The 12746-nt window shown below is 40.7% G+C and carries 9 protein-coding genes; 7 read left to right on the top strand and 2 right to left on the bottom strand.

What is annotated here, in order from left to right; translation table 11 throughout:
* The first annotated feature begins 54 nt into the window (after nt 1–54).
* From QTN47_RS09985 to fabD, 6 genes are all read left to right on the top strand, one after another.
* Entirely contained in the window at nt 55–1806 is a 1752-nt protein-coding gene (locus tag QTN47_RS09985; protein WP_369329215.1) for a DUF5107 domain-containing protein, read from the top strand.
* Between the two features lie 249 nt (nt 1807–2055).
* Nucleotides 2056–4338: a beta-glucosidase BglX gene (gene bglX / locus QTN47_RS09980; protein WP_369329214.1), complete on the top strand. Its 2283-nt coding sequence runs from the start codon at nt 2056–2058 to the stop codon at nt 4336–4338.
* A gap of 103 nt (nt 4339–4441) precedes the next feature.
* A complete protein-coding gene (locus tag QTN47_RS09975; RefSeq protein ID WP_369329213.1) occupies nt 4442–6640 on the top strand; it encodes a glycoside hydrolase family 15 protein in 2199 nt (732 codons plus the stop codon).
* Between the two features lie 34 nt (nt 6641–6674).
* Nucleotides 6675–7931, top strand: coding sequence for a sugar MFS transporter (locus tag QTN47_RS09970; protein ID WP_369329212.1), 1257 nt, complete (start codon nt 6675–6677; stop codon nt 7929–7931).
* A 146-nt stretch (nt 7932–8077) separates the two neighbouring features.
* A complete protein-coding gene (locus QTN47_RS09965; RefSeq protein ID WP_369329211.1) occupies nt 8078–9016 on the top strand; it encodes an ROK family protein in 939 nt (312 codons plus the stop codon).
* Between the two features lie 167 nt (nt 9017–9183).
* A complete protein-coding gene (gene fabD / locus QTN47_RS09960) occupies nt 9184–10077 on the top strand; it encodes an ACP S-malonyltransferase (RefSeq protein ID WP_369329210.1) in 894 nt (297 codons plus the stop codon).
* Nucleotides 10078–10212: 135 nt separating this feature from the next.
* On the opposite strand, the gene QTN47_RS09955 is transcribed toward fabD, so the two are convergent.
* The gene (locus QTN47_RS09955) at nt 10213–10662 is read right to left on the bottom strand and encodes a GNAT family N-acetyltransferase (RefSeq protein WP_369329209.1); all 450 of its coding nucleotides are present in this window, start codon (nt 10660–10662) and stop codon (nt 10213–10215) included.
* Between the two features lie 303 nt (nt 10663–10965).
* Entirely contained in the window at nt 10966–11955 is a 990-nt protein-coding gene (locus tag QTN47_RS09950) for a beta-ketoacyl-ACP synthase III (RefSeq protein ID WP_369329208.1), read from the bottom strand.
* 209 nt (nt 11956–12164) lie between these two features.
* Between QTN47_RS09950 and ruvA the strand changes: the two genes are divergently transcribed.
* Nucleotides 12165–12743, top strand: coding sequence for a Holliday junction branch migration protein RuvA (gene ruvA, locus QTN47_RS09945; protein ID WP_369329207.1), 579 nt, complete (start codon nt 12165–12167; stop codon nt 12741–12743).
* The last annotated feature ends 3 nt before the right edge of the window (nt 12744–12746 follow it).

Below are 12746 nucleotides of genomic sequence, written 5' to 3'. Positions count from 1 at the left end.
ATTGCCCGGATGAAAATAACTTCTTTGCTTCTCTTTTTAAGTTGTGTATTAGTTATGAATAGATCATTTGCGCAGTCGCCGCTTTCCTGCACCGAAAGGGAAGATTATATGCTGACACACGGATTAACACCTGCAGGCCCCATTCCTACAGCATATGACGCGAATGGTGTGTACCCATACGAAAGCTATTCCGAAACATCCAATCGTCCCTCATTAAAAAAATATAAATTCATTACACTTGAAAACAACAACCTGAGCGTAACTATTTGCCCGGGCCTTGGCGGGAAAGTTTTTTCCATGATACACAAACCATCGGGCAAAGAAGTGCTGTACGTACCGGATGTTGTTCGTTATACAAGAATATTACCGCGCTTCTACTTTGTTGCAGGCGGCATTGAAGTGAGCTTTCCTATTTCACATTCTCCTTCACAAAACGAAACGGTATCTTACAAGATAGATAAAACAGCCGACAGAATATATGTTACCTGCGGTGAGCGTGAACTTCGTTTTGGGATGCAATGGTCAGTGGAATATTCGCTCGGTACAAATGATAACTTCGTAACTGAACGCGCGCTATTCTATAACCCGGGTATTGGGACTTATCCGTGGATGTCGTGGTCTAATGCTGCATTGCCTTCGGCTCCTGATACCAAATACGATTTTCCGAAAGGAAAGGTATTATCTCATGCATCAAAAGTGGATACTATTGACTGGGTGAAACAAGGACCTAAAACAGAATCTGACATAAAAGAAATGACAGGCTACTTCTGGAAAACCAAGGATGCGAATGCCTTTGGCGCTTACACACCATCATTGGGCACAGGTTTATATCATATCGCTGACGAAAAAAAAGCAGGAGGTGTAAAATTGTGGAGCTATGGTGTTGGAGACGATAGCGCGTGGTCCGTGTTGAGTACAGCCAAACATCAAACATATATTGAAATACAAGGAGGCCCTATAGCCGACCAGTCTATCAAACTTGAAATGCAGCCCAAAGAAAAAAAATGGCATGTAGAATATTGGATCCCTACAGATAAGGAAATGGATATCTATTCCTTAAAAACTCCTAATGTTACTCTACGCCCGATTGCTGCCATTCCGTTGTTTGGCTGGGCCAGGGCAGGTACGGTGAACGTGTGGACAAAACTGGAACAGGCATTTGAGCATAAAACGCAACTACCCGAACCTCCGGCTATTGATCAAAACTTATGGGCGCCTTCAGGAATGGAAAATTTAGATGACGCTTTTAAATGGGCATTAGCAACAACAAAAAACAATACACAAGACCTGTGGAAATTTTACTACGGCACATGGCTGGCAGGAAGAGGCAAGCAGGATGAAGCAATTAAAATACTTTCAACAACTCAGATTGGTGTTGCAAAAGCATTGCTGGCGAGATTGTTTAAATTAAAGGGACAAATGAATGAAGCAAGAAAAGCAATAGAATCCATTCATGAACCTTACCTGCAACTGCATCCGCAAATAGTAGTGGAAAGAGATAAAATGCTCCGCAACCTGGGTTTGCAAACAATACAGGAAAGAGAACAATGGTTGTCAAAAGTTGATGCATTAAAGGACGAATGGCTCATCGAAAGAAAAATTCAGTTACTGATTGATAAAGGCGAATTTCTGCAGGCAAAAGATTTGTTATTACAAACACCTTTTCAAAAAGTACACCAAACTTACACACGTACGGGGTTGTGGAAGCAGATATGTGACAAATTGAATATTCCGTTTACTCCAATCCCTGCCTCTTTGGGAGAAGACAGGCTGGCAACATTTGGCGCATACAGAGAGTATGAATAACATAAAATAATCAATATGAAAGGGAACCAGGCCCAGGCAGAGAACATTTGATCGGAAAAGCACAAAAGCAACTACCCTGATACAGGCATTTTTAAAAACTCAAACCAGCTCTTGCAGATATGTTTCATAAAATGTTAAACAAAGACGGACGCATTGTGAACGATATCTTTCTGAACGATCAATTATACATGAATACAAAGGGCTATGCTATCTACCAAAATACAATCATATTTAAAAAACTAAATATCGATGAATAAAAGTATAGTCCTGATAATTTGTAGCCTTACATTTTTTACACAGAACATTTTTTCTCAAAGCCTTACTGCTAAAGACAAAAGGGTTATTGATGAACTGATGGGCAAAATGACCCTTGAAGAAAAAATTGGGCAGTTAAATCAATTGGACTTTGGCATGGATGTTACAGGCCCGGCCATCAGCAAAGATGTAGAACAAAAAATAAAAGAGGGAAAGGTAGGTTCATTATTGAATGCATACACACCGGAAGTTGTACGCAAACTACAGGATATCGCCGTAAAAGAAACCCGTCTGCATATCCCGATACTATTTGGTAATGATGTGATTCACGGGCATCAGACAACATTTCCCGTGCCTCTGGCGCTGTCCTGCACATGGAATATGCCATTGATAGAACGCTGTGCGCAAATTGCAGCCAAAGAAGCTTCCGCCGATGGATTGAAGTGGACTTTTTCCCCAATGGTGGACATAACCCGTGACCCGCGCTGGGGAAGAGTTGTAGAAGGGTCAGGTGAAGATCCCTACTTAGGATCATGCATAGCAAAAGCAATGGTAAAGGGTTACCAGGGCAAAGACTTGCGTAGCGACAGTTCGATTATGGCCTGCGTAAAACACTTTGCTTTATATGGTGCAGCAGAAGCAGGCCGTGATTATAACACAGTTGATATGAGCCGTATTAGAATGTATCAATATTATTTTCCGCCCTATAAAGCGGGTGTTGATGCGGGCGCAGGAAGTGTTATGACGTCCTTCAACGAAATAGATGCCATGCCGGCTTCGGGCAATAAATGGCTGATGAATGATGTGCTTAGGAAGCAATGGGGCTTCAAAGGATTTATAGTAACTGATTACGCCGCTATCAATGAAATGACACCGCATGGGCTCGGTGATCTGAAAGACAATGTTGTTCGCGCAATGAATGCAGGCGTAGATATGGATATGGTGGGCGAAGGATATTTATCCTATCTGAAAAAACTTTTGCAGGGAAATAAAATAACCTTACAGCAAATAAACGTTGCCTGTCGCCGCATACTGGAAGCGAAAGCCATGCTGGGTTTGCTGGATGATCCTTATAAATATTGCAGTGAAGAAAGAGCCGCCAAAGTAAACCTTGCTCCTGCACACAGACAAACAGCCAGGGATGCAGCTGCACGTTCTTGTGTATTATTGAAAAACGACAATCAACTATTGCCTTTATCCAAAGGGAAAACGATAGCGCTGATAGGGCCTTTGGCTGATGATAAAAAAAATCTGTCGGGAAGCTGGGATGACTATGGTGATTGGAAGAATGCCGTAAGCGTATTGGAAGGGATAAAAAACGGGCAAGGCAATGATGTAAATATCCTGTATGCTAAAGGGTGTAATCTGGTAGAGGACCAACATACTATTGATGTTCTGAACGAATCGGGCGAAGGTTTGAAAAAAGATGAACGCTCTGTAGAAACCATGCTTAATGAAGCATTGGAACAAGCTAACAAAGCCGATATTATTGTAGCGGTACTGGGCGAAGCAAAAGGAATGACTGGAGAAGCTACTAGCCGCGCTGAAATAGGCATTCCCGAAAATCAAAAAGACTTATTAAAAGCATTGGTAAAAACAGGCAAACCTGTTGTGCTGGTATTAATGAACGGAAGGCCGTTAACACTACAATGGGAAAACCAACATGTGCCTGCAATACTGGAAACCTGGTTTGGAGGACTTGAAGCCGGCAACGCTATTGCAGATGTATTGTTTGGAAAATACAATCCATCAGGAAAACTTACGCAATGCTTTCCATTAAGTCTTGGACAAATTCCTGTGTATTACAACTATAAGAAAACCGGACGGCCGTTTGATGATAAGTCACTTGAAAAATATAAATCAAGATATTTTGACATTCCCAACGCACCACTATATACCTTTGGTTATGGGCTTAGTTACACAACATTTCAATATAGTGATGTTCGGTTGAGCACAACTATGCCTAAAGGGAATCAAACATTGCAAGCGGCTGTAACCATTACCAATACGGGAAAGTATGCCGGTGAAGAAACAGCGCAGCTGTACATTACAGACCCTGTGGCAAGTGTGACCCGCTCTGTAAAAGAACTGAAAGGATTCCAAAAAGTATTGCTGCAACCAGGAGAAAGCAAGGAAATAACATTTGATATTACACCGGAAGAATTAAAATTCTACAACGAAAAATTAGCATACATCTGGGAACCTGGAGAATTTATCATACACATTGGTACAAACTCCAATGAAGTAAAATCAGCCAAAGTTAAATGGATGAAATAGCGACCCGGCGGTAGCCGGTGAATATAAATTTTTTTGCCCGGGTCTGAGATTAGCTAACAAGCGGTATTAATAACTCAATACCATCCTGGGAAAAACGAAGCATATGAAAAAAAATATAGTAACACTCATTCTTCTCTTCTTTGCCATTAACTCATTTGCGCAGGTAATTCACTTCGATACAAAGTGGCGCTTTATTGTTGGCGACAATCCTGACTACAAAAATGAAAATTATGATGACAGCCGTTGGCAGCTACGGCCTGTTCCTTCTTCAAATAAGGGATGGGGAGGGCTTTGTTGGTACCGGGTAAGATTTAGTGTACCCAAACAAATGGTGGGCAAGGAAATGGTGTTCTTTGCCGGAACGATTGATGCTGCAGATGAAACTTATATTAATGGAAAATTAGTAGGAAAAGGCGGTAAAATTTCTCCGAATGTTGAAACCGCATGGGACCAGGAAAGACAGTATTCTATTTCAGCGGGAGCAATAAAAGAGCATAACACGCTAGCCATACGCATGTATAATGCGCCGGCTATTGGCGGCATCTACAAGGGCCGTCTTGCTTTGATGACAAAAGAAACTTATGAAAAAGAAAAGCAGGCGCTTGCCATAAACAAACAATCTTATTTTCAGTTAACAACTTCCAATGGATTAATTACCGCTGTGTATAACAAAGAAACAGACAGGGTGGAAACGCTTTATCCGCATCTTTTTTCATACTACGACTCTGCATTGTTTGTATCTCCCGTTGCTTACAATATTTCTTTAAAACAGCCGCAGCAGCCACTCTCAGTAAAATATACCGGTAACACGCATGTTATTGAAGTGAAATATCCTCGTTTTACTGTTTATTATTTTGCACCATTTACCACTCAAGAAAAAGTCTTTTATGCAGTAGTAAAGGGCAATCCGGATGCAATTAAAAATGTAGCATTTAATTATGATCAGGGAAAAGGGCAAATTCAGACCAATGAATATGTAATAAAAAAGGATGGTATTGCAGAAAAATATTTTTTATTTGGATTTACCGATACATTACATCACGATGCCGCCGTTTGTGAAAAAGCCAAAGAACGCTTACAGGAAAAAAATACCTCTTTGTTGGATTACGAAATACAGTTCATGAAATCTGTTTTTGCACGTTGTCATTTTCCGGCAAATGCAACAGCCGATGAAAAAGCAGTACTTCAGCAATCAGCTGCCATTTTAAAAATGTCGCAGGTAGGAGAACAAGAAGTGCTTCCTTATTCTCACGGGCAGGTAATGGCTTCATTGCGGCCGGGCGAGTGGAGCATTTCATGGGTACGGGATGGCTCTTTTGCAATTGCAGCTATGGCAAAACTGGGCATGCATGAAGAAGCAAAAAAGGGCCTGGAATTTATGCTGAACGCGAAGCCTGCAGGGCGGTTTAAAAATTATGTATTCCGCGATGGAAAGGATTATGGTATAGGAGTAGATTATCAAATTTCCGCAACACGTTATTTTGGTAATGGCAAAGAAGAATGTGACTTTAATGATGACGGACCCAATATTGAAATTGATGATTTTGGCCTCTTTCTTTTCGCATTGGATGAATACATGAAAAGCAGCAATGATGTTACATTTTATAAACGCTGGGAAGATGTTTTGGCAACAAAAGTAGCCGACGCCATTATTCACAACATTGACAAAGACGGAGTGATTCGCCGCGACTCAGGTCCGTGGGAGCATCATTTGCCCGGCAGAAGATATACATTCACGGCAGGTGTATGCGCTGAAGGATTAAAACGTTTTGCTTCGTTACAAAAAAATATGGGCTATGAATGGGAAAAATATTCCGCGGCTGCAGATAGCATGTACAGGGGCATTATGAAAAATATGGTGTATGAAAACCGGGTAATAAAAGGCAATGCAGACGATCAGTTAACCACTGCACACTACTTTCATGATGCGGGCACATTTGAACTGTTTGCCAATGGCCTTATCAGTGATAAAAAATTATTTGCAACACACATGCAGGATTATGACCAATTAATGAAAGTGAAAAAAGATATTGGTTATATTCGTGTATACAGTGACGATACTTACGAAAATCAGGAATGGCCCTTTGCCGATCTGCGTGTGGCGGTGGCTCAAAACCATTTAGGAAGCAGGCAGCTGGCCAAAGGCTTGATTGATAAAGTTACAATGCTGTCAAAAGCCAATTATAGCACTATTCCGGAAATATACAGGTTAGGCGATTGTTATTTCCGCGGAGCCATACCAATGGTTGGTTATGGCGCTGGGGTTTATATAATGGCCGTATTGGATTATTATGGAAAATAAAAAAACTCTTAACGATCAGCTTACTCAACTACCTATGAAACGTAATTACTACATCGTAGCACTCATTCTGCTTACGTTCTTTGTTATTTCTTTTATCACAAACATTTTTGGACCGCTTACCCCGGAGATAAAGAATGGATTTAATTTAAATTATACACTAACGGCAATTTTATATTTTGCCTTTTTTATTGCTTACGGAGTTATGTCTATTCCTGCTGGCATGTTGATTGAAAAATACAATGAGAAAAAAATGATGATTGTCTCATTTCTCGTTGTATCTGCAGGCTCCCTGCTTTTCGCTTTATACCCTGATTATTTTATCGCCTTACCCTCTCTTTTTGTTATTGGTTGTGGTTTCGCCATTCTGCAGGTTGTTATCAATCCTTTACTGCGCACTGCAGGCGGTGAAGAACATTATGCCTTTAACTCTGTATTGGCGCAGTTAATATTTGGCGGAGCATCATTTTTAAGTCCGCTTGTTTACAAATATGTAGCCGAAAGCTTAAAAAAACCTGAAAGCAACGCGCTGTCGTTTTTTCATTCCCTTGTTCCGGAAAAATTGCCATGGGTTTCGCTGTATTGGATATTTGCAGCCATTGGGCTACTTATGGTTATAGTTGTTGCATTTTCCAAATTTCCAAAAGTTGAATTGAAGGAAGACGAAAAAGCAGGTGTGTTTGCAACGCACATTATGTTGTTTAAAAACAAGGTTGTAGTATTATTCTTTCTGGGGATCATTTGTTATGTAGGTACTGAGCAGGGAATCGCAAATAATATCTCGCAATTTTTATTTGCTTACCACGGTTATAATCCTGAGCAGGCAGGGGCAGATGCGGTAGCTTACTTTTGGGGACTAATGACTGCAGGAGGTATACTTGGATTATTACTTTTAAAAATAATGGACAGTCGAAAGGTCCTGATCATATTTACAATTCTCGCGCTCACCAGCTTAAGTGCTGCATTATTCGGACCCGCAAAAATTTCTTTGTATGCATTTCCCGCTGTTGGATTTTTTGCTTCGGTGATGTATCCCATAATTTTCTCTTTGGCACTGAATTCTATCAAAGAGCATCATGGCTCTTTTTCCGGAATTCTCTGCACCGGAATTATTGGCGGCGCAATTGTTCCGCTTATAATCGGGTGGTTTGGCGACCTCTTTGGATTAAGAACAGGGATGTTTTTCTTGTATTTAACAATGGGTTACATTCTGTTAATTGGTTTTTGGGCCAAACCAATTATTGCCAACAAAACAATTTTTGACAAAAAGGAAGCGGTCAAATTGTATGAGTAATTTTTGGCATTGGTAGCCGGTAGCAATTTTACTATCTGGGCGCTTCTTCCAATTCCGGGTGCAAAAACACTCACGAGTTTCAATATATTTATAGATGAAGCTGCTGCAAGTAAACTCACCAATTTATTCAAGTAAGATATTGAAGAATGAAACACGCGATAGCATTAGACATTGGAGGAACGAATATTAAATATGCCCTTGTAGATCAAAATGGGTTTATTCATTTTGAATCATTGAAGCCTGTTAAGTCAGAATACGATAAGCTATCCATCGTGTCTCTTCTTAAAACAATTATCAGGGACGTCTTAAATATTGCAAATGCAAATCAAACAGAGATTGTGGGTATTGGCATTGGCGTTCCATCGGTTGTAGATAATGGCGTTGTGCTTTTCGCAAACAACTTACCTGAGCTGGATAACATCAATGTAAAAGCGATCATAAAAGAAGAATTTGGTCTTCCGGTGTTTGTTGACAATGACGCAAACTTAATGGGATTAGGCGAAGTAAAATATGGAACAGCGGGAAGCATTTCCGATGCCGTTTTTCTTACAGTAGGTACAGGTATTGGAGGCGCATTGATCTTAAACGGTCAATTATACGGCGGTTATAGAAACAGGGGCACAGAGCTGGGCTTTTTAATTGTAGACAGTAACAAAAGTGCCGATACCTGTGGTACGGCAGGCAGCCTCGAAGCGATGGCATCCGTAACAGCATTGATCAATGATTATAAAAAAATACTTGCAGAAAATAATCATCATCCAGATACGAACATTGATGGTAAATATATCATTGCCAAATACCTTGAAAACGAACCGTGTGCTATAACGGCAATGAACAATCACTTTTATTATATGGCTGTAGGTATTGCAAGCCTTATCAATGTTTTTGCTCCGCAGAAGGTGATTATAGGCGGTGGAATTTCAGAAGCCGGAGATTTTTATTGTGAAAAGATAAGTGCATTGGTCAACAAAATGGCAATGAAAGAAACCTCCGAATTTACCCGGATAGAATTGGCATCGCTTGGGAATAAAGCAGGTTTTTTAGGTGCTGCAGCTTTAATATTTAACAATAGACAAACTGCGTAATGGTGTATAACTTTTATTTGATCAGGTAGATAACAACAATGAGAATAATGACCGAACATTAGCAGGACTAAATAAACTACAACGTTTTTGAGATCAATGAACATTTTTTGCTAATACCTTGCGGATGATAGCTTGCAGCTATTACTTTTGTCCCATAATTTTAATGTATGAGTAAACATGCTTACATCTTTCCGGGTCAGGGCTCGCAATTCAGTGGAATGGGCAAAGCTTTGTATGAAGGTAATGCAGTAGCAAAAGAGCTTTTTGAGAAGGCGAACGATATACTTGGGTTTCGCATCAGCGACATAATGTTTAGCGGTACGGATGAAGAGTTGAAACAAACGAAGGTTACACAACCTGCAGTTTTCCTGCATTCAGTTATTGCTTATAAAACACTGGATAATGCAAAGCCCGATATGGTTGCCGGCCATTCGCTTGGTGAATTTTCTGCGTTGGTAGCAAATGGTACATTAAGCTTTGAAGATGCGCTTAAGCTGGTCAGCATCCGTGCAATGGCTATGCAGAAAGCATGTGAGCTTAATCCTTCAACAATGGCTGCTGTGCTGGCACTGGCTGATGAAAAGGTGGAAGAAATTTGCGCTAAAGTGCAGCAGGAAACCGGTGAAGTTGTTGTTGCTGCCAACTACAACTGTCCGGGCCAATTGGTGATAAGCGGATCTTTAAAAGGAATTGATATAGCATGTGAACAAATGAAAGCAGCTGGTGCTAAACGTGCTTTGGTATTACCGGTAGGTGGTGCATTTCACTCGCCTTTAATGGCTCCGGCAAAAGAAGAGCTTGCCGCTGCTATTGAATCTACTACATTTAATGCACCTGCATGCCCGGTCTACCAGAACGTAGTTGCAAAAGCCGTTACTGATGCTGAAGAAATAAAGAAAAATCTGATTGATCAACTAACGGGTGCAGTTCGTTGGACGCAAAGTGTGCAGGCAATGGTTGCTGACGGTGCAACGCATTTCACAGAAGTAGGTCCGGGTAAAGTGTTACAAGGATTGGTTAATAAAATTCACAAAGAAGCGACAACTGACGGGGTAAATTAATGGAAAATTGAAAATTGACAATTGAAAATGGGGGAGCCCACCAGAGATGTCGATTTGAATTTCCTTCTTTACATTTTTTAAAAAATGGAGAATTGACTGTTGATACATTGTCAACTTTCAATTCTCCATTTTCAATTAAATAGATAGGTTGCAATTGATCCATTCAGGATCAAAGCCGGCGCCGAGTTTTTTGTAGAAGTTGATGGCGGGTTCATTCCATTCAAGCACCTGCCAGGTGATGCCTTTGAACTGCTTTAGTTTAGCTTCTTCAATCAGTGCATCAAACAAAAGCTTGCCGATACCTTTTCCTCTTGCTTCTTCGGTAACGATAATATCTTCAAGGTACATACGTTGTCCCTTCCATGTAGAATAACGGACATAGTATAATGCAAAGCCAAGGATCGCTCCATCTTCTTCAGCTACAAATGCCCACCAAACGGGATTTTCGCCAAAGCCACTTTCTTCAAAATGATCCAGTGTAACAGTAACCTCATCCGGTGCTTTTTCGTAAGTTGCCAGTTCCTGTATTAACTCAAGTAACCTTGTGCAGTCTTTTTTTTCAGCCCTTCTTATATCGATGCTCATAATGAAATGTGTCAAAAAAGTGAATAGTGAATGGTCAATAGTGAAATGTGCAGCATTGATCCTTTTTTCTTGCTTCACAATACTCTGGTCTTCAATCGCACAACGTACCACTTATCACTTCAGTTCTAAGCTTTGCGCTTTAGGCTTTAAGCTTCTCCTCAACGTATAACGTACTACTTATAACTTACAACTTCAGTTCTAAGCTTTGCGCTTTAGGTTTTAAGCTTCTCCTCAACGTATAACGTACTACTTATAACTTACAACTTCAGTTCTAAGCTTTACGCTTTAGGCTTTAAGCTTCTCCTAATACGCCCACTTAACCCAGGTCGCTCCCCATGTAAAGCCGCCGCCGAATGCTGCAAGTACCAGGTTGTCGCCTTTTTTGAGTTGGCTTTCCCAATCCCACAAACACAAAGGAATTGTTCCTGCTGTAGTATTTCCGTAGCGTTGAATGTTGATCATTACTTTTTCTTTGGGCAGGCCCATGCGGTTAGCAGTCGCATCTATTATACGCAGATTAGCCTGGTGAGGAACCAGCCATGCAACATCATCAGCTGTAAGATTATTGCGATGCATTATTTCGGCACTAACATCAGCCATGCCAACCACTGCAAATTTGAATACTGTTTTGCCTTCCTGGAAAGCATAGTGTTCTCTTGCGGTAACAGTTTCTATCGTTGCAGGCTTTAAAGAACCGCCGGCACGCATATTAAGGTAATGTCTTCCTTTTCCATCAGATTTCAACACGCTGTCTAAAACGCCATAACCGTCGTTGTTGGGTTCAAGCAACACGGCTCCGGCGCCATCTCCGAAAAGAACGCAGGTATTACGATCAGTGTAATCAATAATTGCACTCATTTTATCGGCGCCAACTACAATTACTTTTTTATATCTGCCGGTTTCAATGTAAGAGGCTCCGGTACTCAATGCAAAAACAAAACCGCTGCATGCAGCGCTCAGGTCATAACCCCACGCGTTAATTGCACCAAGTTTGTCGGCAATAATATTCGCTGTTGCAGGAAATACCATGTCAGGTGTAACAGTAGCACAGATAATACAGTCTATTTCAGTGGGGTCAAGATTCTTTTTTTTCAGGATCTCCTGAATAGCAGGAACAGCCATATCGCTGGTCGCAAGTCCGTCACCTTTTAATATCCTTCGCTCTTCAATGCCGGTACGGGTTCGTATCCACTCATCATTTGTGTCGACCATTTTTTCCAGTTCCGCATTAGTTAAGCGATATTCAGGTACATATCCACCTACTGCTGTTATAGCTGCTGTTGTTTTGCTCATCTGCATTTATATGTTAGAGGCGCAAAAGTATCAACAAAAAATCAAATGAAAACAGACCGTTTTAAAAGGGACGTATAACATAAAATAATGAATTATTGCTGTAAAGTCAATAGCAGTCCTGAGGCCGGCCCTAAAATATAAGAAATGGCTTTGCTCTATAAAAAAATAACTTAAATATTCACTTAAAATTATATTTTTGCCTTCCAAGTATGATTGCCTTTGTAAGAGGAAAATTTGCAAGAAAGTCGCCGGCGGTAATAGTTGTTGATGTAAATGGGGTAGGATATGAACTTCAGGTGAGCCTTAATACGTATTCGGCCGTAGCAGACATGGCCGAAGGACAACTGTTTACCTACCTGCATATTACAGAAAACGCTCATGTGCTGTACGGTTTTTTTGAAATGGCTGAAAAAGAGCTGTTTTTGAACCTGATTAGTGTTTCCGGAGTTGGAGCTTCTACAGCAAGAATGATGTTGAGCGGCATGAAGCCCGAAGAAATTGTCCGGGCAATTGTGCAGGGAAATGCAAGGCAACTTGAAGCAATTAAAGGCATAGGCAAGAAAACTGCCGAGCGTTTAATTCTTGAATTACGGGATAAATTAGGAAAACAAAATCTCGATACCGTTATGAACCAACCCTTATTGGCAGTAGAACAGGACGCCCTTTATGCATTAATGGCCCTGGGTATTGCTAAACCCGCAGCAGAAACAGCCCTGAAAAAAGTATTAAAAATATCTCCTGATGCTACTTTGGAGGAGATCATTAAGCAATCTTTAAAACAGATGTAATAT

The organism is Danxiaibacter flavus, from assembly GCF_041060425.1.
Taxonomy (GTDB): Bacteria; Bacteroidota; Bacteroidia; order Chitinophagales; family Chitinophagaceae; genus Danxiaibacter; species Danxiaibacter flavus.
The sequence above is the reverse complement of the archived record's forward strand: the minus strand, read 5'-3'. Positions and strand labels throughout refer to the sequence as shown.